This is a genomic window from Burkholderia sp. THE68 (genome assembly GCF_009938265.1).
GTDB lineage: Bacteria > Pseudomonadota > Gammaproteobacteria > Burkholderiales > Burkholderiaceae > Caballeronia.
This window is the reverse complement of record NZ_AP022318.1, coordinates 390,310-415,060: the sequence shown is the minus strand read 5'-3', so window position 1 is coordinate 415,060 and position 24,751 is coordinate 390,310. Positions and strand designations below refer to the sequence as shown.

Genomic DNA, 24,751 nt, shown 5'->3' with positions numbered 1-24,751 from the left:
CGTGATTTGATGTGCGGCGACGCGGTTATCGGCTGCCAAAAGACACGCGCGTGTCTACGATGCGGGGTTCACCGCTTCAATAACTGCCGAGCAGAAACTTCAGCCGGCGCATGGGTGTATCGAGCCTGTCGGCATGGCCTGGCCGGTTGTCGAACAGCACCGAATAACGGTTCACGTCGACGTTGTAGCGCCGGCACATGTCCGACCATGCGCCGATTAGCGACAGATCGAACGAAGGCACGGGCGCGGTTGCAGTTACCGCCGCCGATGGCAACTGGTCGGCGAGCTTCTGCTTGAACCGGCTCGCATTGCGCGTGCGCGCCTCGTAGTAGATGTCCCGACGCGTCGAATGCCAAAGATGAAATGCCACCTGGCCGCGCAGGAGCGAAGGCAAGGCAAGGCGCGCGAGTTGTCCCCGGAACCCGGAAGCGAGCAGCGGAGCACGGGCGGGCGCGTCGATCAGCATCTCGTTCGAGCGGGGAATGGCGTCGTGAAGCCAGCCAAGACGAATCAGGAAGTCGAGATCTTCATAGCCATGACCACTGAAGTTACTGTCGAACGCACCGGCCCGGCGATAGTCCTCTGTGCGGAACACCGTGACCGAACTTGGAATCGCCATATGCAGGAACGGCGCGCGGCGAAAACGCAAATAGTCGTTCAGCAGAGTGTCCGGCATCACGCGATGGCGAACCAGATCGGCCGAGCCACGGCGCGACAGATACAGGCACGGCAATACCTGGAACGGCCTTTCGTTTGCGAGGACGGACGCACCGACGCTCGCGAGAACATCGCGGTCGACGTACACGTCGGCATCGAGCAAAAGCGTGAGCGGCGTCTTCACGTGTTCGATGGCTTCATTGCGCAGACGCGCCATGTTCACCTCGCCGTCATAGAACGTGCCGCTCACCAGCACCGCACCATGATGCGCACAGAGCCTCTTCAGGATTCGATCGCAGAGTCCGCCGCGATGATTGTGTCCGATGACGACGCGCAGCCCTTGCGCCTGTGCGCGAGCCAGCAGCCGGGCGACGCGTCTCAACAGATCCACGGGCCGGCGCGCGAGGTCGACGGGAACCAGCGCGGTGATCATTTCTCCGCCTCCGCCGATTCACGCGCGGCATGCTCCCCGAAGCGAAAGCCCAGGTTCGTGAGCACGCGGCGATAACCTTTGTCCGGCCCGCTTTCCGATACTTCCTTGCCACCGGGCGCGTGAGAGCGCAGGGGCGCGTCGAGCGAGTGTTGTTTGATCGCTAGCGCCAGCGTGCCTGTCTTCAACGCTTCCGGGTCGCAGACCTGACTGAGCGGAATCGGCTTCAACGCTTTGACCGCGACCGGTTCGAGCGCCGGGGCATAGCTGAAGGTCGCGGACCCGCCGCCGTCGAGGTTGATGGCGTCGGTCACGCCGCACGCTTGCATCACGCTCGCAAGCCCGTTGAGCGACAGACCTTTCGAATCCTGCCGGCGTCCCTCGACCATGACGATCACCAGACGTCCCGTGTCGCGCTGAGCGCCTACCGCGATGCGCGGCTCGAGATCGAGCGTCGGATTCACGTGAGCCTCGTCGACGAGCAGTTCCCGATGCACGACCGCGCCGTCTTTCCCGCGAATCCAGTCACCCGAAACGATCACATCGAAGCGGCTCGCGTCCACGTGATCCGCGTAGCCGATTGCCGGCGCGCCTTTCTTCCTGAGCGCGAGCACGGCCGGCGCATGACCCGCCAACGGCGGCAGGCTGGCCTGAAAGTCATAGGCTTTGTATGGATACGTCGCAGACTGGCACTCGGGAACGTCGTGCGCGGGCATCCAGAAGAATCCGGCGTTGATCGCGAGCAGCGCCCGGGTTCTCGCCTGCCACGCGAGCGTCGTCTCGCGATGAAGCGGCGCGCTTGCACCGCACGCTGCCTCATCCGGTTCGGTCGCGACAGGCACGACATCCGCCGCCATCTCGACGACAGCGACATAGCCCTTCACCGGCACCGTCCCTTCGCCGTTGTCATAGGTGCCTTCCAGCGTCCCGAGACCAAGCCCGCCCGCGCATGCCAGCGCAGGCAGCACTGCACAACACGCGGCCGAAATCCACCTTGCCCACTGCATCTCGTTTCCTCGCTCGTTGCTGGATAAATCTCGCATGCTCGCCATGGCGACTACGCGACGCGCTTACAACCCGAGCGCCACCTTCGCGCTGATCGCAATCTGATAAAGAATTTGCGCAATGTCCTTTACGAACTGACGCGTCTTGAAGTCGACCTTCGGCAACACGATGATCTGGTCGCCTGGCTTGATCGCCTTGTCGCGGCGCGCGTCTGCGAAGGTGCCGTCCAGGTGAGCGATGATCACGCGAGAGCCGTCCGCATCCTGCGAGTAACCACCGGCTTGCGCGATATAGTCGTCGACGGAAAAGCGATCATTGGCCGCGATCGTATTGGGGAACAGCACCTCTCCGCCCACGAGCACGAGACCGTCCTTCGCCGGGACGCGCAGCACGTCGCCGTTTTCCAGCAGCAAGTTGTCCCGCACCTCTCCCGTGCCGATCACGGTTTGTCCGGTCGGCTGAATCTTGCGGGCGCGATCGACCCATTGCAGCGCAAGCGCCGCTTCGTCCTTGCGCAAGCGTGCCTCTTCCTCCGTGCCGGAGCGCGCGGTCAATACCGCGGCTTCGAGATGTTGAAGTTCGGATTCGAGCAACTGCTTCTGACGTTGTTTGACGCTCATGCGGAACAGCTGCACGTCGTCCGTAGCGGACCTTTCGGTCATCTGTACTTGCGACAGCAACGCGCCGAGGCGCGTGCCATAAGGCAGCACGTACTCCTGCTGGCCGCGATGCTCGCCCTCCACCCGTACGGTGATCGTGCCGGGCTGTTTGTCAGCGGTGAATTCGATCTGATCGCCGTTGTGCAGCAAGACCGAAGGGCCATCGGCGAGCGGAAAGTAGTCGACGTTGAGCGTGGTGCCGCCGTTGCGCGTCACACGCACGTGCGTGGCCGCCGCGTCCGGCTTCGCGGCCGAAGCGATCTGCGTGAGCGTCGTTGAGGTCCCGGTAAATTCGAAGCGGCGTGCGCTCGACGCGAGCCCCGTCACGCTGACGGTGCTGTGACGCGGCCCGACGAAAATTACGTCGCCATCGGCAAGCGGCGGCGAGCCGAGATCACCGCGCAGGAGAAAGTCATAGAGGTTGAACGTGCCGCGCACGACGCTGCCACGCTTGACCTGCACATCGAGGAAGGAGCCTCGATCCGGATCGATGCCGCCCGCTTCGTCGAGATATCGAAGAATCGTGTCGCTCGACGTGCCGTCGTACATGCCCGGATGCCGCACGAAACCCGCGACATAGACGCGCACCGGTTGCGCCGCCTGAAGATCCACGTAGATGGACACGCGACTGCTGAACACACGGCGCAGCGCGCTCGTGACCGCCGCCTGCAGGTCGCGGTTGGACACGCCCACGACTCGAAGCGGACCGGCATGCGGCAGAAAGATCGAACCTTGGGAATCGACCGTCAGCACCGCGTCGAAGTCGAAGCCGCCCCACATGCGCAAGCGGATTCGATCGCCGATGGAGATCGAGTAATCGCCGTTGAAGGTGACGGACTTGCCGCGTGCGAACGCGCCGGTGAAGAGTTGCGCGCCGAACACGTCGCTGGCGGAGTTGGCGGCGTAATCGTCGCGCTGTGTCAGCGTCAGAAGGGGCGTCGCGTTATCGGGCAATGCGGGATCGCCAGGCGTGGCGCGCGGATCGTCGAAGAATGGCCGGCCGCTCATCGAAGCATTCGGACCGCCGATCGGGCCCGCTGTCATCGCGCTCGATGCCCCGTTACCCATGCCGCGGCTGAAACCGTCCGCGGGACTCGATGCACTCGCGGCCGACGTGCGCTGCGCATAGACAGACTGAAGCGCGACATCGGTCCCCGCCAGCGAATCCGAACGCGCGGCAAAAGCGCTCAACGCAACCGACGACAACACACCTACTGCAAAGACACGAAACATGACTTCAATCCCGATGGTCGCGAATGATCGCGCCGAGCAAAAAGATGACACCCGCGATCAGCACCGACACCACCGCGAACACAATCACGCTGTATAGCCGCCGCGGCTCGAGCGATTCCTGCGGCAGGTTGGCGGACTGGAGAATGGAGACGCTCTTGATCTTGCGGGTGGCCTCGACGCGCGCCTTTTCGAGCGCGACGAGCGCCGTCTTGTAGACGTCCTCCATGAAGACGGCCTCCGCCTGAAGCCGCTCCTGCTGCTCCACGAGCGCATTGAGCGGATCGCCCTTGCGCGATGCGAGACGGCCCTGCTCGGTTGCAATCTGACGCTGAATGGCGGCGACCTGTGAATCGATCTCGATCATGTCCGGCGCATTGGCCGTGAGATACCCCTCCATTGCGTGCTTCTTCGCGGTGAGGTCGGCGCGTTCGGCTTCGAGACGCGCGACGACTTCCGACACGCTCTGAACCGTCGCCGTCGGCGACACGAGGCCATTGCGGTTCTGAAATTCGAGCAATTTTTTACGCGCGGCCGTCATGCGGTCGCGAATCGTCACCAGTTGCTTTTCGATGAACGAAACCTGTTCTTCCGCGAGCTGATTGTCCTCACGGTTCATATCGGCTTCGCCCTCGCTGACGAGCGCCTGGGCGAGCGCCTGCGCCATTTGCGGCGTATAGCCCTGCGCCCGCACGACGAGCAGCTGACTGTAATCGTCGTAGGTCGCCGACACGCGCGAGAGGTAGTACCTGTAGAAACGCTCATCGGCGGCGTCGCGGTCCCACAGGCGCGAGAACAGATCGCGTCGGGAGTCGCTGAAGTGCTCACGCAAATGAAGCTTCTTGTCCAGCCGCCGCATCATGTCGACCGACAGCATCCGGTCCCTGAATAGAAGCAGATCGCGCGACTCGCTCGAACCCGAGATGACGGAGAGCAGGTCGCCCGACGGTCCGCGCGCTACCGAGTCGGTGCGCGCCACGACGACGTGCATCTCCGATACATAGCGGTCCGACGCGATGCACCCCCAGTAGAGCGAAGCACCGAGGATGGCGATCAGTACAAGCAGTTTCAGCCAGTGACGTCGCCAGGTGCGCACACTGGCCGTCGCGAGCGGAAATGTCTGCGTCACGCGCAGAAGAACATGGGAAGGGTAGAGCTTCATCGAGTGATACTTTCTTTATAGCGTGCGAGGGCCTCGTCGAGATCCTCGAACCAATGCACCTGGCCTTGGTTCACCCAGATGGCGCTGTCACAGAAATTCTTGAGCGTGGACTCGTCATGCGAAACCATCACGAGACCGGCTCGCGATGCGAGGTCACGAAATGCGTCGCGCGACTTCTTGCGGAACGCCGCGTCACCGACCGACGTAAGCTCGTCGACGAGATACAGGTCGAAATCAAATGCAAGCGACACAGCGAACGCAAGGCGGGATCGCATGCCGGAGGACATCGCCTTCACCGGCTTTTCGATGCCGGCCCCCAGTTCCGAGAACTCGCGCACGAACGCAAGCTTCTCTGGCAACTGACTCTCCGGCACGCCGTGCAGCCGCGCGATGAACTTCGCGTTTTGCGTGCCCGACAAGGAACCCTGGAAGCCGCCGGACAGCCCGAGTGGCCAGGACACGCGGCAAGTCCGCCTGATCGTGCCGCGCGTCGGACGATCCATGCCGCCAAGAAGATTGAGCAGGGTCGTTTTGCCCGCGCCGTTTCGCCCAATGACTGCGAGTTTCGCGTGGCTTGGAATCTCGAGGTTCACGCCGTCGAGCACAAGCTCGTTACCGCGATGGCTGCGATATCGCTTCACCAGGTCCTTCACGACGATCATCTTTCCACCAGCCTCCGACCAAATCGCGCATGCAGAAACAAGCCGGTGACGACCAGCACGAGCGACCAGATTCCGAGATAGGCCGGACTCACGAGATCCGGCTCGTGATAAGCCTCGAAGAAACCGGCTCGCATCATTTCGATACCGCTTACGATCGGGTTCAGGAAGAACATCGGACGAACGGAAGCGGGAATCCAGGATGACGGATAGAGCGTCGCCGACATGTAGTAGATCGGCCCGAAGCACATCTTGATGATCTGCCCCATCTCCGGAACGAGTTTCGCGCTGGCCGAGAAGGTCAGGGCCAGTCCGAGACCGAACGACCACAGCATGAAAAACGCGCCCAGCACTTTCAAGGGATCGTTCATCGAGGTGTCGACGCCGAAGAGGCTGCATCCCACGATCAACAGCGCGCAGATGATCAGATAGAGAAAACCCTCAAGGAACGCGCGAGCCAATACCGTATCGATCGCCTTGATCTGTCGATACGAAAACAGCGCCATGTTCGCGGAGATCGCGTCCATGCCACGTGTGGCGACGCTACGCATCATGAAGAACGCCAGCACGCCGACCCCGATGAACAGCGGCGCGTTGATGCCGGGAATCAGGTGATGCTGGATGAGCCCATGCCAGAGCATCAGGAAGACCACGTGCTCGCCGGGTTCCAGCAAGAGCCAGATCCACGCACCGCGTTCCAGCGAAATTCGCGTGACTGCTTCGCGCAGGACGAGTGCATAGAGCACCGACCGCATCACGCTCAATGAGGAGCGCTGCGATCTCAACGGCGTGCTGTCAGACATCGCTTGCCGTTTCTTGTGAGTCGGACTTCCGCCGCGCAAGCTCCGTTGAGGCCGTGCCGCGCGACGATCCGGACGCTAGCGCGCTCGCCGGGCTATCGAAATGAAAAAAGCCGCCCGATGCTTCAATTGCGTGCTGCACTTGGATGCCGATCACCGAATGGAGCGACTGCGCAGAGCACCCGCCGAGTCCCGGAAGCACACTTCCGTTACAGATATATGAATAAAACAAACGCAGGCGAAATATACCTCAGAACCTAAACATCCACTTACAAATTGTGTGACCTTTCGGTCAGCTTTATCATTTTCACAACACTGCCTACAATTCTTTCGGCAAAGATTTAACATGCGGCCGCATTGCGCACGAAGTCGAGCGGCGAAATCACCGTTTCGTGCGGTCATCTTGTCCAGGACGAGACACCGAATCAATGCAGGCACGGAACCACAAGCAAGGCCCATAACCTCGGCTCATGAACAGCCAAACGCGATACCGAAGGCTTGACCAACTGAGCCGATACGAGAATCTTCTACTGCTCCAAGGCCCGAACGGCCCGTTTTTTCGACGGCTCGCTCTTCGCCTGGCCGGACTGGGCGCGCGTATCACCAAGGTCAACTTCAATGGTGGGGATTCGATCTTCTACAGGGATGCGTCCGCGATTCACTATCGCGGCACCCGCGAGGAATGGGCCGCGTTCGTCCGTCATCTGATCCTCGAACGAGAAATCAAAGCCGTCGTTCTGTTCGGACAATGGCGTGCAATGCACCGGACGGCCGTAGGCATTGCGCGTGAGCTGGGCGTGAAGGTTTTCGTATTCGAAGAAGGTTATGCGCGTCCGTGGTGGATCACGCTCGAGGAAGGCGGCGTGAACGACGCGTCTGATCTCATCAACGTGATCCCGAAGTCGCTTCCAGTCTTTCCGCAAATTGCGCGGCCCCAGCGGTTTCGTTTCGCCTTCAGCCGAATGGCGCTCTATTCGCTCACCTACTTCGCGTTCGGAACGCTGGCGAGAAGGCGGTATCCGCATTACGAACATCACAAGCCTTTCCGGCCGCGCGATACCCTGCTCTGGGCTCGGTCCGCCTATCTCAAGGCAAAGCATCATTTCGGAGAGAAGCGCACGCTTGGCTCGCTCATGGATCCCTATGGGCCGGACTTCTTTCTCGTTCCGCTTCAGATCAACACCGATGCTCAAATCGTGCACGCGAGCAACTGGAGCGGGAATCGCGAATTCGTCGAAGCGACCATTCGCTCGTTTGCGCGGCACGCGGCGTCGACGGACATGCTCGTGTTCAAACACCACCCGCTCGAACGCGGACTCGCGGACTATGCTGCGCTGATTCGATCGGTCGCAGCGGATGAGAACGTGGCGCAACGCGTACTCTATGTCCATGGCGGTCACGTGCCGTCGCTCCTCAAGCGCAGCAAGGGCGTAGTGACCGTCAACTCGACAGCGGGCCTGCAGGCGCTTTATCACGGAACGCCGCTTTGCGTGACAGGAACGGCGTTTTACGCGCGGCCGGCACTCGTTCATGCATTCGAACCCGACAAGTTCTGGCAGGCACCAGTCGAACCGAATCGATCGAGCTTCACGCGCTTTTACCGCTACATGATGCACACGACGCAGATCAACGCTTCGTTTTACGCGTCGGACGATCTCGGACCGTCGGGCCTCGTGCAAAGAACCATGCGGGTCGCAACGAGGCTTGCGGGATCGGCTGCCGTGTTGGCCGTCTTCGATTCCGGAGGCGCGCTTGCCGCGACGAAAGTATTCGCCACATGGCTCGTGCGCGCGTTCCGGACGCTGAATTGAGTCTGTGCCTTCACCGGGGTAGGAGATGTGCGCTACGACGGGAATCGGCGTCTTCTAGCCCTCCTCCACACCGCCGCTTCGCCTTGCCGCATCCACCAACGCACGGATGGCCCAACGCTTTACCTTGCGCGTGCGCGCATCATTGAGTTGCAGCACGTCCTTGCAGACCAACATTGCTTCGGTGCCAATCACGAGCGCGAGCGCCTGAGTCAACGTATCGAGCGCAGCGGGTTTGAACTGATCGTGCGCGGGCTCCAGCGCCGCCTCGATCAACGGCGTGCGGCGATTCTGCCGCAACGGAATGTCGTCTCCTGCTTCGCCCTTCGCCACACGCTCCAGCGAATGCGCGAGCATCATGCGCAGCGGCACTTCGTTGGCAAGAATCATGTCGTGAAGCGCCGCATCGACACGCAGCAAACGCGCGACGGGATCACTCGAAGCGCGCGCAGGAAAGAGCTTGCCGGCATCGGGCGTAGCGACGTCGAGCGATGCTTCCAGCAGGAGCGCATCGACACTCGGGAAATGCCGATACGCCGTCGCACGCGACACCATCGCTTCAGCGGCGACCTCCTCCAGACTCGGCTTGTGCCCTTGCTTCATGAGCCGCGATGCCGCCTGCAGCAGATCCTTGCGCGTGCGCTGCTTCTGATTGCCGCGCGTTCTCGTGACCGGATCTGCCATGTCAGGCCTGCGGTAACTGACCGATGATCGCGGCGAGATCGACCCATACGTTCTCTCGCCTGATCTGACCGCCCTCGCTGAACTCGACGACATGCAGCATGCGGAATTCCAGCGGACGCCCACGGCCTTCGAGACCGAACGGCCTGCCCGGCGCCTTGCCGCGCCACAATGATTCGTCGATGACGAAGCCATCGCCATAAAGACGGCGCAAGCACTCGACCCGGCTCTCCGACAGATCGGCGAACAACGCTTCGTAGAACGGCCGCGCGCCCTCGCGTCCATGCGCCGGACCTGCCGGCCAGCCCACGACATCGTGCTCGACCTCCTCCGTAAGCGTCGCGAGCACGCCTTCGACATCGTCGTGGCGCTCGAAGCCGAAGTGCTCGTCGATCTTTCGGTCCATCTCCACTGGAGTCAGCGTCATGATTGCCTCCTTGCGTGCGCGATACTTTCCGATTCATTCTAGTGAGACAACAGTCTCATTACAAGATCGAAATATCGGCACCCGAAGCCAATGCTTAGCTATGCAATCACTTCACTGCGCGGCGAATCTTCATGGATAAAAAAATGGCGCGGTCTCTTTCGAGGCCGCGCCATTTCTTCATTCGATCCGGGAATCAGACAGCCCGCCGCACCATCAATTCCTTGATCTTGCCGATCGCCTTGGTCGGATTGAGCCCCTTGGGGCACACGTCGACGCAATTCATGATCGTATGGCAACGGAACAGACGATACGGATCTTCCAGGTTGTCGAGCCGTTCGCCCGTCGCCTGATCGCGGCTGTCCGCAATGAAGCGATAGGCTTGCAGCAGGCCCGCCGGTCCCACGAACTTGTCCGGGTTCCACCAGAAGCTCGGGCACGACGTCGAGCAGCTCGCGCACAGAATGCACTCGTAGAGACCATCGAGTTCGTCGCGCTCCACCGGCGATTGCAGACGCTCTTTCTCGGGCGGCGGCGTATCGTTGATCAGATACGGCTTGATCGAATGATACTGGTTGAAGAACTGCGTGAAATCGCAGATCAGGTCGCGCACCACCGGCAGACCCGGCAGCGGACGCAGCACAATTCGCTGCGGCAGTTCATTCAGGTTCGTCAGGCACGCGAGGCCGTTCTTGCCGTTGATGTTCATCGCGTCCGAACCGCACACGCCCTCGCGGCACGAACGACGGAACGACAGCGTCTCATCCACCGACTTCAGCTTCACCAGCGCGTCCAGCAACATGCGCTCGTGCTCGAGTTCGAGCTCATAGGTCTGCATGCGCGGCGCCGCGTCCTTGTCCGGATCGTAGCGATAGACTTCAAAAATTCTCTTTGCCATTTCTCTATCCTCGTGCGCTTAGAAGGTACGCGCCTTCGGCGGCACCGATTCGACCGTCAGCGGCTTCATCTGCACCGGCTTGTAATCCAGCCGATCGCCCTCGCTGAACCACAGCGTGTGACGCATCCAGTTCTCGTCGTCGCGATGTTCGTAGTCGCTGTGCGCGTGCGCGCCGCGGCTTTCCTTGCGCGCTTCGGCCGACACCATCGTCGCGCGCGCCACTTCGATCAGGTTCGCCAGCTCCAGCGCCTCGACCTTGGCCGTGTTGAACACCTTCGACTTGTCCTTCAGATGCACGTGCTTCACGCGCTCGGCCAGCTCCGCGATCTTGCCCACGCCCTCTTCCAGCAGCTTCGAGGTGCGGAACACGCCCGCGTGCGCCTGCATCGACGCGCGGATGTCGCCCGCGATGTCCTGCGTGTATTCGCCCGAGGTGGACTTCTCCAGCACCGCGAGACGTTCCATCGCGAAGTCGGCGGCATCGGCCGGCAGCGGCTTGTGCTCCTTCAGTTCTTTCGCGTGCTTGATGATGTGATTGCCCGCGGCGCGCCCGAACACCACCAGATCGAGCAGCGAGTTCGTGCCCAGACGGTTCGCGCCGTGCACCGAAACGCACGAGCATTCGCCCACTGCGTAGAAACCGTTGACCGGATCGTCGTAGCCCTTCGCGGTGCCCACGACCTGACCGTGCATGTTCGTCGGAATACCGCCCATCTGATAGTGGATGGTCGGCACCACCGGAATCGGCTCCTTGATGCAGTCGACGTTGGCGAACTTCAGCGCGATCTCGCGAATCGACGGCAGACGCTTCATGATCGTCTCCGCGCCGATGTGCGACAGGTCCAGCAGCACGTGATCCTTGTTCGGACCCACGCCGCGGCCTTCCTTGATCTCCTGGTCCATCGAGCGCGAAACGAAGTCGCGCGGCGCGAGGTCCTTCAGCGTCGGCGCGTAGCGTTCCATGAAGCGATCGCCGTTGGAGTTGCGCAGAATGCCGCCTTCGCCGCGCACGCCTTCGGTGATCAGCACGCCCGCGCCCGCCACGCCCGTCGGGTGGAACTGCCAGAACTCCATGTCCTGCAGCGCGATGCCCGAGCGCGCGGCCATGCCGAGGCCATCGCCCGTATTGATGAACGCATTCGTCGATGCCGCGAAGATGCGACCCGCGCCGCCCGTGGCGAACAGCGTGGTCTTGCCTTCGAGGATATAGACCTCGCCCGTTTCCATTTCGAGCGCGGTGACGCCGAGCACGTCGCCATCGGCGTCGCGGATCAGATCCAGCGCCATCCATTCGACGAAGAAGTGCGTTTTAGCCGCGACGTTCTGCTGGTACAGCGTGTGCAGCAAGGCGTGGCCGGTACGGTCGGCGGCAGCACAGGCGCGCTGCACCGGCTTCTCGCCGTAGTTCGCGGTGTGACCGCCGAACGGACGCTGATAGATCGTGCCATCGGCGTTGCGGTCGAACGGCATGCCCATGTGTTCGAGCTCGTACACCGCATTGGGCGCTTCACGGCACATGAACTCGATCGCATCCTGGTCGCCGAGCCAGTCGGAGCCCTTGATGGTGTCGTAGAAGTGATAGTGCCAGTTGTCTTCGCTCATGTTGCCAAGCGAAGCGCCGATGCCGCCTTGTGCAGCCACCGTATGCGAGCGCGTCGGAAACACCTTCGAGAGCACCGCGACGGAAAGCCCCGCGCGCGCGAGCTGCAGCGATGCGCGCATGCCCGATCCGCCCGCACCGACGATGACCACGTCAAAGCGACGACGCGGCAGGGAAGTCTTGATTGCAGCCATGTTCTTTAAACTCTCCAGAGAATCTGTGCGGCGTAGCCGGCGCATCCGATCAGCCACAGGATGGTCAGCACCTGCAGCAGCAGGCGCACGCCCATGGGCTTCACGTAGTCCATCCAGATGTCACGAATGCCGACCCACGCGTGATAGAAGAGGCAAAGCAAGGCCACGAAAGTCGCAAGCTTCATCCACTGGGTCGCGAAAATGCCGGCCCAGCCTTCATAGGAGAAGTTATGCGCGCCGAAGAACCAGAACAGCAGAATGACGGTATAGATGGCCATCACGACCGCGGTGACGCGTTGCGCGAGCCAGTCGCGCAGACCGTAGTGAGCGCCGACGACCAGGCGCTTCGGACCAACTCGATTTTGCGTTGCCATGTTTAGAACACTCCGAAGATCTTGAGAGCCATCGCGAGCGTGAGCAACAGCGAAACGATCAGCACGATGAGCGCGGTCTGCCTGCCGCCTTCCTTGTTCACCGCGACGTGGGTGTCGAGCAGCAAAAAGCGAATGCCCGCGCAGAAGTGATGCAGATACGCCCACGACAGCACGAGCGTGATGATCTTGACGATGGGGTTGGCGAGAAAGCCCTTGAACGCGTCGAAGGAGATTTCCGACGTGAGGCTCTGATCGAGCAGATACAGGATAAACGGCAGACACACGAAGAGCAGCAAGCCGCTCACGCGATGCAGGATGGATACTTTCCCTGCCAGCGGCAAGCGATACTTCGCGAGTTGGCCGATTCCGATGTTCCGGTATTCCGGCCTGGGTTTTTTCATTGCTTCAGCCACGTTAGACCCCTTCCCAATCTGATTGACGATTTTCGCGCGTCGTCGATGCTCGACACGGGCGCGACTCGTCCAGCCTGATCCGCCTCGAAAAGCGCCCGGCGATGGTTTTGTGGAGAAGTTTTTAACCCGCGCACTGCGCGATAGCGGTATTTTGTCGCGCGATTGATATACTGTCCAATATCTATCTCGTCTTTCTGAAATATCTTTTACAGATATCGCATGGAACTGCGCCATATCCGCTATTTTCTGGCCGTCGCCGAAGAGCGCAACGTGACGCGCGCGGCCGAGCGACTCGGTATCGGCCAGCCGCCGTTGAGCCAGCAAATTCACGCGCTCGAAGATGAACTGGGCGTGCGGCTCTTTCGGCGCACCGGGCACGGCGTCGTGCTGACGGAAGCCGGCGAAGCGTTCGCCGTCGATGCCAAGCGCCTCATGACCGACGCGCGCCTCGCCATCGAAAAGGCGCAGAGCGCGGGACGCGGCGAGATCGGGCAGCTCAATATCGGCTTCACGGGTTCAGCGGCGTTCAATCCGGTCGTGTCGAAACTCATCCGATCGTATCGTCAGGCGTATCCGAACGTCACGCTAACGCTCACCGAAGGCAACACGGCGCAACTGCTCGCCCATCTCGACGCGGGCCGCGTCGACGTTGCGTTCGTTCGCCTCGGCAGCCAGTCGCCTGCCGGCGTGCAGATTCATCACATCGCGATCGAGCCGATGAAAATCGTGCTGCCCGCCACGCACAGCCTCGGCCGAAAACGCAAGGTCCCGCTCGCGGCGCTGGCCGACGATCCCTTCGTGATGCTGCCGCGCGAAGCGAGCCCGACCTTGCACGACGTCATCATCGGCGCGTGCCGTGAAGCGGGATTCGAGCCGATCGCCGGGCAGCAGGCACCGCAGCTTTCCTCAGTCGTGAATCTGGTCGCGGCGGAGTTCGGGGTATCGCTGGTGCCGGCGTCCGTGTGTCAGATCCAGGTCGACGGCGTCGCCTACACCGATGCCCTCGGCAGCGCCATCACGATTCGTCTGGCGCTCGCCTCGCGCATCGACGCGACTGCCGCCAAGACCGCCAACTTTCTCGACATCGCGCGGCAAGTCGTTACGTCATCGGCGTGACATTGTCATCAGAACAAGCGCGCATTGCATTCGACGCATTTTCGTCCAACACTTCAGTTCGCAAGAATAGCGTCGAGAAGGCCGAATCCCGTTAGATCGAGGAGCAAGGTCATGCGCGAAGAATTGAAGCATCCGCTGCAATGCACGCCCGCGTGCCGCCGGGGTTTTCTCAAATCGATTGCATCCGCGACGATCGCCGGGCTCGCCGCGCCGCCGTTGCTCATGGCGTCCGCGCATGCCGACGCGTTGACGCACGCGCAGCGCGACAGCATGACGCCCGAGCAGATCATCCAGTTGATGAAGCACGGCAACGAGCGCTTTCAGAAAGGCGAGCGCAAGGATCGCAATTATCTGCGCGAGCAGAAAGCGAGCGCGAAAGGCCAGTATCCCGCGGCCGTGCTGCTCAGTTGCATCGACTCGCGCGCGCCTGCCGAAGTCATCATGGATCTGGGTATCGGCGATATCTTCAATTGCCGCATCGCGGGCAATATCGAAAACGACGATATTCTCGGCAGCATGGAATTCGCGTGCAAGCTGATGGGCGCGAAGGTCGTGCTCGTGATGGGACACACGTCGTGCGGCGCGATCAAAGGCGCGATCGCCAATGCGGAACTTGGTCATCTCACGGGCCTGCTCGCGCGCATCAAGCCCGCTGTCGATGCAACGCAATACGACGGCGAACGCTCCGCGACCAACTACACATTCGTCGATAAGGTGGCGCGCAAGAACGTCGAGCTGACCATCGCGCAGATTCGCCGCGATAGCGCAGTGCTGAGCGAGATGGAAAGCCAGCACGCGATCAAGATCGCCGGCGCGATGTACAACCTCGGCACCGGCGCCGTGGACTTCTACGGCGCCTAGCTTTCGACGCGCTCGCGAACCTCGTTCTGCTTCGTCACGACGCCGCGAGCCGCCGCCGTCCAATAGTCGGTCCGCACGCCGATATCCTCGGAAACGAACGGTCCGCCGCGCGTCGACCGGTAGTGCGCGAGCGCCTTGTACACGAGACGTTGGCCGATCAGCAGAATCGGCACGTTGAGCAGCACCATCACGATGTTCATCAGATCGGACAGCGCCCACAGGTTCGGCAATTCGAGCCCCGCGAGCACGGTCAGCGCGCCGAACGGCACGAACACCAGCGAACCCACGACGCGAATGCCGGTGATGAAGCCGCGACTGCGCGAAATGAAGTTCGCCGATATCTCCGCGAACGAGATCATGCCGAGCAGCGTGGTGAACGCGAAGAGCCCGTAGCACACGCACATCACGATCTTGACGACATGCGCGACCGAAACGGGCACGAGCGTTTCGACCGAAGCCAGATAGACCGTGATCTTCGATGCTCTGACCGATTCCCATGCCTGCCCGTCGACGGTGCCGGTCCACACGTGCGCCATCACGACGATGAAGCCGGTCATCGTGCAGATGACCATCGTGTCGAAGAACACGCCGAGACTCTGCACGAAACCCTGCTCGCAGGGATGATCGTTGTCGGCGATGGCGGCGGCCATCGTGATGGTGCCCTGGCCCGCTTCGTTCGACATCAGCCCGCGTTTGACGCCTTGCGCGAGCGCGGTGCCGATCGCGCCGCCGAAGAGCGCATGCGGCGCAAACGCACCGACGACCACCTCATGAAAGAAGTACGGAATCAGCGGCAGATTGATCAGGATGATGACGAACGACATCAGGCAGAACAGCGTCGCCTTGATGGGCACGAGCACATCGGTATAGGCGGTGACGCGGCGAATGCCGCCCATGATGATGAACGCGCACGCCGCGACGAGTACGACGGCGATGACGTAGTACACCGTCGACTGACGCGCGAGGTGCGTGCCGCTCACGGTGTCGGCAATGGTGCCGATCGCGGTGAACACGTTGAACGTTTGCGGCGGCACGTTGAAAAGCGCGTACACGATGAACACGAGCGACAGAAACGTGCCGACGATGCGCCTGTCGCCGAGAATGCGCCGTCCATAGAAAGGCAGGCCGCCGACGAACTCGTCGTGCTTCTTCTCCTTGAAGAGCTGCGCTAGCGTGGATTCCATGAATGCGGTGGCCATGCCGAAGAACGCGGCGACCCACATCCAGAACAACGCGCCCGGCCCACCGACGGAAATCGCGCCGGTGATGCCGACGATGTTGCCCGGCCCCGCGCGCATCGCGAGCCCGAGCATGAACGACGCGAGCGCGCTGACGCCGGTATTCGACGACTGCCGCCGCAGCATGATGCGTATGATCTTGCCGACGTTCATCGTCTGGATGAAGCGCGTTCGGATGGTGAAGTGAATGCCCACGCCGACGAGCAGAAGAATCGCGAACGAGAACTGCCCGAGCACGGGAATGCGCGCATAGGCCTTGAAATTGGTGGGGAAATCCCACAAGAAATCCGAGACGGGCGCAATGAAGGCAAACAATGCATTCACGGATTGGAAGAGACTTTCCACGCGGGGCGTTCCTTTCGTGCTTCGACCTGTTTCGAACAGGCGTTCGGAATGTTAAGAAACCAGCGTTCTTTCAGGCTGGCGCTCGTGCCTGCGCGGGCACGAAAACGAATGAGGCAGCGATTATACGTTTCCGGGCAAACCATCCTCCTATCGCCGATGGCGAAGCCGAAACGGGTGTCGGCGAAGAAGACAGTTAGTTGCGACGCGACGTCATGCTCAACTCATTCTTTTCTCGCACAATCTCGTGCATAACGCGTCTGGAGAACGAGATGGCAGAACGAATCGCCAAACTTCTCGCCGTGGCTTCGATGGCTTTGCTCGCCTCGCTCGTCAGTTTCGGCAATCTGACGGACTACGGCAGCAACCTGCAATTCGTCGAACACGTCCTGAGGATGGACACGACCTTTCCCGGCAACGCCAACATGTATCGCGCGATCACGTCGCCGATGCTTCAGCATCTCGGCTATGACGTGATCATTTTTCTCGAGACGGTCACGGCTCTGCTTTGCTGGGCAGGCGTCGTCGCGATGTGGCGCGCGCTGCGCGAGGAGAATGCAGTGTTCGCGCGCGCCAAGCGCTGGGCGATCGCGGGCCTTACGCTTGGCTATCTCACGTGGCAGGTCTGCTTCATGACGATCGGCGGCGAATGGTTCGGCATGTGGCAATCGCAGCAATGGAACGGCACGGAGAGCGCGTTTCGCTTCTTCATGACCTTTCTGGTGATATTGATCTTCGTGTCGCGCGCTGAATCGCGTCCTTGACGACGATCAGCGCGATCGATGCGCCTCAATTCAACGCCACCGCAGCCGCCGCCCCCACCGGCGACCCTTCGATCTGCACCGACTCTTTCCCATCGGGACCCACCGGCACATCCCCGACGAGCGTCGTGCGATACAACTGCCTGTCGAAATCGAGATCGAAGATATCCGTGGGTGCGAGATGCGCGGTCGTACGGTTATCCCAGAACGCGATGCTGCCCGGCTCCCACTTGAAGCGCACCGTGAATTCCGGCCGCGTCACGTGCTCCCATAGCAATTCGAGCAACACCTGGCTCTCGCGCGGCGCCAGTCCCGCGATGTGCTTGAGAAAGCCCGGACTCACATACAGTGCGCGCTCGCCGGTCTCGGGATGCACGCGCACGAGCGGATGCTCGCTCACGAGCGTGTGATCCTTCACGGCTTTCGCGAACGCATCGGTGCCACTCGCGCCTTGCGGCGGCGCGAAGCGATGCACGCCGCGCAAACCATCGACGAAAGCGCGCAGCGGGGCGGACAGCTTCTCGTACGCAATCACCAGATTGGTCCATTGCGTGTCGCCGCCATAAGGGGGAATCGTCACACCACGCAGAATCGATGCGAACGGCGGATTCACCGCCGCGGTGACATCCGTGTGCCAGCCGGTCCAGGGACGCAACAGCGCCTGACCTTCGAAACGCGTGGCCTTGCGGAACTTCGAGATTGAATAGATCTCGGGATGCCCGTCGACATGACCGAACACCGGATGCCCGACCGTGAGCTGGCCAAATTGCGCCGAGAACGCGATGTGCTGCTCGTGACTCAGAAACTGCTCGCGAAAGAAGATCACGCGCCATTTGAGCAGCGCGGCGCGGATCGCGCCGACCTGTGCGGAAGTCAAGGGACGCGTGAGATCGACGCCGCCGATCTCCGCGCCGATATGCGCCGAAAGCGGACTGATGGTCAATTCTGCTTCGGTTTCGATGGCTGCGGCGTTCACTCTGGACTCCTTTATATTTTGATCAAATAAGAGGCACATTCAGCTGCCCTGCGCGTTCGCACCGTCGGCGAAAAAGTAATCGCGCCACGATTTCGGCTCGTGACGGATCACGCCGACTTTGTGCAAAAACGTGCCGAGTTGCAGCGTGTTTTGCGGCGTCGTCGCGAAGCTGGCTTCCTTATCGCTCAGAATACGCTCGACGAACGCGGGCGAGAGCTTCGAGCCATCCTGACGAATGTAGATGGCCGCGGCCTGCGCCTTGTCCTTCTCGACGAGTCTCGCGGCATCTTCGAGCGCCGCGCGCACCGCCGCATAGGTCTTCGGATTGTCCTTGCGCCATGCGTCCGAGGTCACGGCGACGCTGCCCGTCGACGGTCCGCCCAGTATCTCGGTGGAACTGGTCACCTTGTGAATCTTCGGGTCTTCGAGTTCCTGATACTGATAAGGCGCGTTGGAGAAATGGAGGTTGATGACCGAGTTGCCCGATAGCATCGCGGTCGTCGCATCGGCGTGCGGCATGTTGACTTCGAAGCGGTCGAGACGCGCATAGTTCGCGTCACCAAACGCTCTCGCCGATGCCATCTGCAGCAGACGCCCCTGTTGCGACACCGCGACCGACACTACAGCGATGCGATCCTTCTCGCCGATATCCGTGATGTTGCGAATGCGCGGATCGTTCGTCACGAGATACACCGGCACCGCGCTTTGCGCCGCGATCGCGCGAAAATCCTGACGCCCGCGCGTGCGGTCCCAGATCGTCATCAAAGGCCCGATGCCGATAGTCGCGATATCCGCCGCGCCCGACAGCAGCGCGTCGTTCACCGCCGCGCCGCCCGAGAGCGTATTCCATTGCACGTCGATATCGAGGCCCGAGCGCGCGCCCGCTTTCTCGATGAGCTTCTGATCCTTCGCCACCTTCAGCAGAAGCGAGCCGATGCCGTATTGATCGACGATCTTCACCTTGCCCTCCGCATGCGCGCGATGAGCCGGCAAGGCAAATGCCGCCATCAACGCGAACACGGCGAAGAGGCGCTCCAAGGATGGTGTCGTCGTCATGCGGGGATATCGTGGGGAGAGCGGCAGCAGGCAATCAATGTACTAGCCGCTTCCTCACACGCGAACGAAGAAATCCCGATACGGATAGCTTGGTTCGCGATAAGCGCCGGGAGGCGCTCACGACGATTCGATGCACTGCGCCGTCTCGCCAGGCGCAGTGCGGTAAAACATGCTTACCAGTGGTAGTTCATGCCGGCGAACACCTGACGTCCATAGCCGAACGCGCACCAGCTGCCGTAATAGCACGACGCGACATATTCCTTGTTGAAGAGGTTCTGCGCATTCACGTAGAGTTCCACGCCCTTGAACTGCGGATTCGCGCGGCCGAGGTCGTAGCGCAACGTGGCGTCGACGAGGAAGAAGCTCGATACCTTGAACGTATTGTCGCTGTTATACGTCGTGCCGGTGTAGCGTCCGCCCGCGCCCATCGAGAGACCGGCGAGCGGCCCGCGATTGAGCGTGTAATACGCCCACAACGAAGCCTGATTCGACGGAACCGCCGGCAGGAACTTGCCATCCAGACCGCTGTTGTCCTTCGTGTACTTCGTGTTCAGGTACGTGTAGCTCGCGGTGACGTTCAGCGAATCCGTGAGGCTCGCCTTCGCTTCGAGTTCGAGGCCAAGCGAACGCGCTTCACCGACCGCCGACGAGAACGCCGGGTTGTCCGCGTTCACGGTCAGGAGGTTCTTGCGCGTCAGGTCGAATATCGCCGCCGAGAAGAACGCGTTGTAGCCCTTCGGCGCGAACTTCACGCCAAGCTCATACTGACGGCCACGCTCCGGCTGGAACTGATTGCCGTTGATGTCCGTGCCCGCTTGCGGCGTGAACGACTCGGTGTAGCTGAAGTACGGCGCGATGCCGCTGTCGAACACGTATGACAGACCGGCACGCCACGTGAGTGCGCGGTTGAACTGATGCGACACGATGTTGTACGTCTCGTTGTCCGAGTCACTGCTCGCCCAGTCGCCGCGCGCGCCGAGCGTCAGGATCACGTTGCCCCAGCGCGCCTGGTCCTGCGCATAGACGCCGTATTGCGTGCCGCTCACGGTCTGGTGATACCGGTCGGGCGGCGTCACCGCCTGGTTGTAATTCGGCGCGAACATGTCGAGCGTCGGTCCCACGCCGAAGCCCGCGTCGAAGTTGCTCGCGTAGTGCTGGTAGTCGAAGCCGAACAGCACCGCGTGATCGATCGATCCGGTCGAGAAGTTGCCTTCGAGTTGATTGTCGAGGCTGATCGTGTTGAGGTTGTCCTTCGACGCCGCCGTGCCACGGTCGAGCGTGCGCAGGTCGTCCTCGAGATTGCTTGCATAGACGCTCTTGTAGTCCTGCGCGAGATGCAGCAGGCGGGCGTTCGAGCGGAACGTCCACGCGTTGGTGAGCTTGCGTTCGAACTTGTAGCCGATCGCTTCCTGCACGCGATTGAAGCTCTCGAAATTGTGATCGCCGTCGTAGAAGTCGCTGGGCAGCTTGCCGTTCGGGTTGTAGAGCACCGTGCCTTGTGGCGGCACGCTGCCGTAGGACGTGCTGCGCGGATCGCGCTGATACAGGCCGTAGAGCGTGAGCGAGGTCTTGTTGTCAGGGCGCCACGTGAACGACGGCGCGATCGCGATGCGCTTGTTCATCGTCGATTGCACTTGTCCGTCTTCGGAGCGCGCCAGCGCGGTGATGCGATACAGATAGCGGTCATCGCCCGCGATCGGCCCGGAGAAATCGAAGGTCGCCTGCTTGTGCGCGTAGTTGCCGAACTCGACGCCCACTTCGTGCAGCGGCACGACCGTCGGCATCTTGCTTTCCTGATCGAGCAGGCCGCCCGCGGCCGCCTGACCGTAGAGCACGGAAACCGGGCCCTTCAGCACTTCGATGCGCTCCATCATGAACGGATCGAGTTGCGGCACCGCGTACCACGCGTTGTCGAGCAGCTTGAGACCGTTCCAGTATTTGTCGGCGTCGAAGCCGCGGACCTTCAGCATGTCATAACGCGACGCGATGCCGCCGCGCGTCTCGGGCGTCACGCCCGACACGTAGCGCACCGCCGCGTTGAGCGTCTGCGCGTTCTGCTGATCCATCTGGTCACGCGTGACGACCGAGACGGACTGCGGCGTTTCGAGCAGCGAAGCGGTGTTCTTCAGCGCGGTCGATTCCTTCGCGACATAGCCTTTCGTCGGACCATAAGGCTCATCGACGTTTTGCGCTGTGACTTTCACTGCCGGCAGCGTGCTTTCGGCCGATGCGGACGCATCGGCCGCCGCGGAGTCCGTCGATTGCGCGTAGGCGAGCGGCGCAACCGCGAACAACAGCAGGGTCGCCAGTTTCAAGGGCCGCATCGCGACCGGGCTCGTCGTTCCAGATTTCATGCTCAATTCTCGTTGGATGTCGTTGCGTGTGTGAATGCGAATCGTTATTATTTGCGGTCGAATTGTGACCGGACGTTTTGTCTTTGTAAAGAAATGATTCGAGCGCGTTGGTCCGAAAGTGACACAATCCGCCGAAAGCAGAATGAAATTTATTGGGGCGCGACGTGGCGCGGGCGCGCAGTGACTACCATGAAAGCGGGTCGCCGCCGTGAGCATCGGCTCCGACATGGAACGCACACGCGAGGTCACACCCATGAACTCTTCTCTTTCTTCCACCGGCGCGTACGTGCTCGGCCATGCCGATCTGGAAGTGCAGCGCCTCGAAAACCAGGCGCGTTTCATCGGCGATCTGACCGAGGAAATCCTGCGACGCGCGGGTCTCGCGCCCGGTATGCGCGTGCTCGATCTGGGCTGCGGCACGGGCGATGTCTCGTTGCTGGCTGCGTCGCTGGTCGGGCCGGACGGCTCGGTGCTCGGCATCGATCAGGCGCCGGGCGTCATCGACAAGGCGCGCGAGCGAGCAGAGCGCGCGGGCATCGGCAACGTGCGTTTCGAGGTCGCGAGCATGGCGGATTTCGATCTCGTCATGCCCGTCGATGCGGTCATCGGCCGTCTTATCCTGCTGCATCTGCCCGATCCCGCCGCGACGTTGCGCCGCCTCGCCGCGCAGGCGGGCGCGGGTACGCTCTTCGTGTTCCATGAGATGGACATGAGCACGGCGCGTTCGATGCCCGAGTCGCCGATATGCGCGCAAGGCATGCGCTGGATCATGGAGACGTTTGCGCGCGCCGGCGTCGAGACCGACATGGGATCGAAGCTGTATTCGACGTTTCGTCGCGCCGGACTTCCCGGCCCGCAGATGCTGCTTTCCGCGCGTATCGAAGGCGGGCCTGACTCGTTCGCGTATCAGTATCTGGCTGAAGTGCTGCGCACGCTGCTGCCGCTCGCCGAGCGGTTTGGCGTCGCGAGCGCGGATGAAGTCGGCATCGATACGCTGGCCGCGCGGTTGCGCGATGAGATCGTCGCGCTCGATGGCGTCATTCAGCCGCCTGCTTTCATCGGCGCGTGGGTGCGAGTGGTCTAGCCAGCCGCTTTCTTCTTCCCTTTCGCCTGATTGAATTCGATCGCCGCGCGCACGAGATTCTTCAACGCGCGCGCGTCGATCTTGTCGCCTTCGAAGAAATCGATCGCGCGCCGCGCATTGCCTTCGAGGCCTGCATTGAAGAGTTTGGCGGGATCGGGAAGGCTCGCGCCATAGGCGAACGTCAGCTTGACTTTCCCCTTGTGAGCATTTGCCACCGCGATCATGCCATCGCGGTACCACACCGGGCTGCCCATGTACTTCCACTCCTCGACGATCCCATCATCCGCCGCGAGAATGATCTTGCGCACATTGGCGAAGGTCTCGCCGCGCCAGTCCGCAATGCCCGCGATCAATGCGTCGATTCGTTCCGATGGGTTCATGTGGTCCTCTCGTTATGGTTCCGTTCCCGCGCCGACAATCTAGCGCATGAGACCCGGATTGCCTATCGTGAGTTGCAGTCGATGAGCCTGATCCAGATGAAAGATGAACGACGGTCGCGAGCGAATCAGCAAAGTCCGCACCTCCGCGCTGCGCGCCGTGCGAATGTAGTCGTCGACGGTATTGACCAGCTTCTGCAGAAACGCGACCTCGCGATCGAGATACGCTTCATCGAAATCATAGGTTCCGGTTTCTTCGAGATTCGCGATGTCATCGATGCCTTGCTTCGTCAGCGCATCGCTCGCCGCGCTGCGTTGCGGCTGCGTGCCGACCCGCTGCGTCAGTGCGGCGATTTCCTGATTGACCTGCGCATGCTCTGAAACGAGCCGCCTCGCGAACACCTCAAGACTTTTGGAGCGCGTCCTGCGTAAGGCCAGATTGCCCGCGGCGATTTCCGCCTGATTGGCGACGAACACGACGCCGAGCATCTGTTCATCGGACAACGGCCGATCCTGCCCCTGCACGCGAATCGTCCACGCCAGAAGCAACAGCAGGGCCGCTGCGATACGCATGCATTTCATCGGTGCCCCCCGATTTCGTCGATGCCAATGACTTTACTCCACGCGCGCCTTCGCCCAATCAGCCTTGCGCGCCAGCGTGATGAACGCCGCAAGATAGTCGATACCGGCATCGATTTCGCGCGTGCCGAGAAAGATCCGCTTGGCGATGCCCTTTCTGCCGAGCTTGAGCACGGCGAGCGGCATGCGCTCCGCGTATTCTTCCGCGAGCCAGCGCGGCAGCGCCGCGACGCCACGGCCGCTCGCGACCATCTGCATCATGATGTCGGTCGTCTCGATCACCTTGTGGCGCTTCGGCACCACATTCGCGGGCGTCAGGAACTGCGTGTAGATGTCGAGGCGATCGGTTTCGACCGGATACGTGATGAGCACTTCCTGCGAAACCTGCGCGGGCGTGACGTATGAAACGGCCGCGAGCGCGTGGTCTTCGGGCACGACGAGCACCTGCTCGTAATCGAACACGGGCGTGAAACGCAGGCCCGGCTTCTTCAGCGGATCGGGCGTCACGAGCACATCGATGTCGTAGCCGAACAGCGCACCGATGCCGCCGAACTGAAAGCGCTGCTTCACGTCGACATCGACATCGGGCCAGCGCGCGAGATACGGCGACACGACCTTGAGCAACCACTGATAGCACGGGTGACACTCCATGCCGATGCGCAAGGTGCCGCGCTCGCCTTCGGCATATTGCTTCATGCGCGTTTCCGCCAGTTCGAATTGCGGCAGCATCCGGTTCGCGAGACCGAGCAAATACTGACCGGCCTGCGTGAGCCGCATGCTGCGCCCCTCGCGCGTCCAGACCGGCGTGCCCAGTTGCTGCTCCAGCTTCTTCACGGTATGACTCAGCGCCGATTGCGTGAGATTGAGCACTTCGGCGGCAGCGGTCAGCGAGCCCTGTCGCTCGACTTCTCTCACGACCATCAGATGCGCGCGTTCGAGCATCGGTTTCTCCATGAAGAAAGTTAATCGATGCATGAAATTAAACCATTTTTATTCATGCATCGAAAATTCTA

24 protein-coding genes are annotated in these 24,751 nt (G+C 61.5%); 5 read left to right on the top strand and 19 right to left on the bottom strand.

What is annotated here, in order from left to right; translation table 11 throughout:
- Nucleotides 1–76 precede the first annotated feature (76 nt).
- From BTHE68_RS27850 to BTHE68_RS27825, 6 genes are all read right to left on the bottom strand, one after another.
- A complete protein-coding gene (locus BTHE68_RS27850) occupies nucleotides 77–1,090 on the bottom strand; it encodes a hypothetical protein (RefSeq protein WP_162069527.1) in 1,014 nt (337 codons plus the stop codon).
- Nucleotides 1,087–2,094, bottom strand: coding sequence for a phosphodiester glycosidase family protein (locus BTHE68_RS27845; protein ID WP_162069526.1), 1,008 nt, complete (start codon nucleotides 2,092–2,094; stop codon nucleotides 1,087–1,089). Before BTHE68_RS27845 ends, BTHE68_RS27850 begins: the two co-directional genes overlap by 4 nt.
- A gap of 63 nt (nucleotides 2,095–2,157) precedes the next feature.
- Nucleotides 2,158–3,984, bottom strand: coding sequence for a polysaccharide biosynthesis/export family protein (locus tag BTHE68_RS27840; RefSeq protein ID WP_232078115.1), 1,827 nt, complete (start codon nucleotides 3,982–3,984; stop codon nucleotides 2,158–2,160).
- 4 nt (nucleotides 3,985–3,988) lie between these two features.
- Nucleotides 3,989–5,143 (bottom strand): KpsE/RkpR family capsule polysaccharide export protein, encoded by a 1,155-nt coding sequence (locus tag BTHE68_RS27835; RefSeq protein ID WP_232078114.1) that lies wholly within the window; start codon nucleotides 5,141–5,143, stop codon nucleotides 3,989–3,991.
- A complete protein-coding gene (locus BTHE68_RS27830) occupies nucleotides 5,140–5,805 on the bottom strand; it encodes an ABC transporter ATP-binding protein (RefSeq protein WP_162069525.1) in 666 nt (221 codons plus the stop codon). Before BTHE68_RS27830 ends, BTHE68_RS27835 begins: the two co-directional genes overlap by 4 nt.
- A complete protein-coding gene (locus BTHE68_RS27825) occupies nucleotides 5,802–6,605 on the bottom strand; it encodes an ABC transporter permease (protein ID WP_232078113.1) in 804 nt (267 codons plus the stop codon). The genes BTHE68_RS27830 and BTHE68_RS27825 overlap by 4 nt, the downstream gene beginning before the upstream one ends.
- A 467-nt stretch (nucleotides 6,606–7,072) precedes the next feature.
- Here BTHE68_RS27825 and BTHE68_RS27815 point away from each other — a divergent pair, with 467 nt between their 5' ends.
- A complete protein-coding gene (locus BTHE68_RS27815) occupies nucleotides 7,073–8,413 on the top strand; it encodes a capsule polysaccharide biogenesis protein (protein WP_353622667.1) in 1,341 nt (446 codons plus the stop codon).
- A 54-nt stretch (nucleotides 8,414–8,467) separates the two neighbouring features.
- Here BTHE68_RS27815 and BTHE68_RS27810 read toward each other — a convergent pair whose 3' ends face one another.
- The 6 genes from BTHE68_RS27810 to sdhC form a co-directional block, all read right to left on the bottom strand.
- Nucleotides 8,468–9,094 (bottom strand): TetR/AcrR family transcriptional regulator, encoded by a 627-nt coding sequence (locus BTHE68_RS27810; protein WP_162069522.1) that lies wholly within the window; start codon nucleotides 9,092–9,094, stop codon nucleotides 8,468–8,470.
- 1 nt (nucleotide 9,095) lies between these two features.
- Nucleotides 9,096–9,518 (bottom strand): ester cyclase, encoded by a 423-nt coding sequence (locus tag BTHE68_RS27805; RefSeq protein WP_162069521.1) that lies wholly within the window; start codon nucleotides 9,516–9,518, stop codon nucleotides 9,096–9,098.
- 193 nt (nucleotides 9,519–9,711) lie between these two features.
- The gene (locus BTHE68_RS27800) at nucleotides 9,712–10,413 is read right to left on the bottom strand and encodes a succinate dehydrogenase iron-sulfur subunit (protein ID WP_162066993.1); all 702 of its coding nucleotides are present in this window, start codon (nucleotides 10,411–10,413) and stop codon (nucleotides 9,712–9,714) included.
- A gap of 18 nt (nucleotides 10,414–10,431) precedes the next feature.
- Entirely contained in the window at nucleotides 10,432–12,207 is a 1,776-nt protein-coding gene (gene sdhA / locus BTHE68_RS27795; RefSeq protein WP_162066992.1) for a succinate dehydrogenase flavoprotein subunit, read from the bottom strand.
- Between the two features lie 5 nt (nucleotides 12,208–12,212).
- Complete coding sequence (sdhD, locus tag BTHE68_RS27790; protein ID WP_061180612.1) at nucleotides 12,213–12,581, bottom strand: succinate dehydrogenase, hydrophobic membrane anchor protein; 369 nt, start codon at nucleotides 12,579–12,581, stop codon at nucleotides 12,213–12,215.
- A 2-nt stretch (nucleotides 12,582–12,583) separates the two neighbouring features.
- Nucleotides 12,584–12,994: a succinate dehydrogenase, cytochrome b556 subunit gene (sdhC, locus tag BTHE68_RS27785; RefSeq protein ID WP_162069520.1), complete on the bottom strand. Its 411-nt coding sequence runs from the start codon at nucleotides 12,992–12,994 to the stop codon at nucleotides 12,584–12,586.
- Nucleotides 12,995–13,213: 219 nt separating this feature from the next.
- Here sdhC and BTHE68_RS27780 point away from each other — a divergent pair, with 219 nt between their 5' ends.
- Entirely contained in the window at nucleotides 13,214–14,110 is an 897-nt protein-coding gene (locus BTHE68_RS27780; protein WP_162069519.1) for a LysR family transcriptional regulator, read from the top strand.
- Nucleotides 14,111–14,221: 111 nt separating this feature from the next.
- Nucleotides 14,222–14,971: a carbonic anhydrase family protein gene (locus BTHE68_RS27775; protein ID WP_162069518.1), complete on the top strand. Its 750-nt coding sequence runs from the start codon at nucleotides 14,222–14,224 to the stop codon at nucleotides 14,969–14,971.
- Here BTHE68_RS27775 and BTHE68_RS27770 read toward each other — a convergent pair.
- Nucleotides 14,968–16,554: an alanine/glycine:cation symporter family protein gene (locus BTHE68_RS27770; protein ID WP_162069517.1), complete on the bottom strand. Its 1,587-nt coding sequence runs from the start codon at nucleotides 16,552–16,554 to the stop codon at nucleotides 14,968–14,970. The two genes, BTHE68_RS27775 and BTHE68_RS27770, sit on opposite strands and share 4 nt — an antisense overlap.
- Nucleotides 16,555–16,823: 269 nt before the next feature.
- Here BTHE68_RS27770 and BTHE68_RS27765 point away from each other — a divergent pair, with 269 nt between their 5' ends.
- The gene (locus tag BTHE68_RS27765) at nucleotides 16,824–17,315 is read left to right on the top strand and encodes a DUF2165 family protein (protein ID WP_162069516.1); all 492 of its coding nucleotides are present in this window, start codon (nucleotides 16,824–16,826) and stop codon (nucleotides 17,313–17,315) included.
- Nucleotides 17,316–17,340: 25 nt separating this feature from the next.
- On the opposite strand, the gene BTHE68_RS27760 is transcribed toward BTHE68_RS27765, so the two are convergent.
- The 3 genes from BTHE68_RS27760 to BTHE68_RS27750 form a co-directional block, all read right to left on the bottom strand.
- The gene (locus BTHE68_RS27760) at nucleotides 17,341–18,288 is read right to left on the bottom strand and encodes a TauD/TfdA dioxygenase family protein (protein WP_162069515.1); all 948 of its coding nucleotides are present in this window, start codon (nucleotides 18,286–18,288) and stop codon (nucleotides 17,341–17,343) included.
- A gap of 39 nt (nucleotides 18,289–18,327) precedes the next feature.
- A complete protein-coding gene (locus BTHE68_RS27755) occupies nucleotides 18,328–19,344 on the bottom strand; it encodes an ABC transporter substrate-binding protein (RefSeq protein ID WP_162069514.1) in 1,017 nt (338 codons plus the stop codon).
- 173 nt (nucleotides 19,345–19,517) lie between these two features.
- Complete coding sequence (locus BTHE68_RS27750) at nucleotides 19,518–21,698, bottom strand: TonB-dependent siderophore receptor (RefSeq protein WP_162069513.1); 2,181 nt, start codon at nucleotides 21,696–21,698, stop codon at nucleotides 19,518–19,520.
- A 253-nt stretch (nucleotides 21,699–21,951) separates the two neighbouring features.
- Here BTHE68_RS27750 and BTHE68_RS27745 point away from each other — a divergent pair, with 253 nt between their 5' ends.
- Nucleotides 21,952–22,782: a class I SAM-dependent methyltransferase gene (locus tag BTHE68_RS27745; RefSeq protein WP_162069512.1), complete on the top strand. Its 831-nt coding sequence runs from the start codon at nucleotides 21,952–21,954 to the stop codon at nucleotides 22,780–22,782.
- Here BTHE68_RS27745 and BTHE68_RS27740 read toward each other — a convergent pair.
- The 3 genes from BTHE68_RS27740 to BTHE68_RS27730 are packed head-to-tail and all read right to left on the bottom strand — an operon-like array spanning nucleotide 22,779 to nucleotide 24,680.
- Complete coding sequence (locus tag BTHE68_RS27740; protein WP_162069511.1) at nucleotides 22,779–23,162, bottom strand: DUF1801 domain-containing protein; 384 nt, start codon at nucleotides 23,160–23,162, stop codon at nucleotides 22,779–22,781. The two genes, BTHE68_RS27745 and BTHE68_RS27740, sit on opposite strands and share 4 nt — an antisense overlap.
- Nucleotides 23,163–23,201: 39 nt before the next feature.
- Nucleotides 23,202–23,732: a DUF4142 domain-containing protein gene (locus tag BTHE68_RS27735; RefSeq protein ID WP_353622666.1), complete on the bottom strand. Its 531-nt coding sequence runs from the start codon at nucleotides 23,730–23,732 to the stop codon at nucleotides 23,202–23,204.
- 42 nt (nucleotides 23,733–23,774) lie between these two features.
- Nucleotides 23,775–24,680 (bottom strand): LysR family transcriptional regulator, encoded by a 906-nt coding sequence (locus BTHE68_RS27730; RefSeq protein WP_162069509.1) that lies wholly within the window; start codon nucleotides 24,678–24,680, stop codon nucleotides 23,775–23,777.
- Nucleotides 24,681–24,751 lie beyond the last annotated feature (71 nt).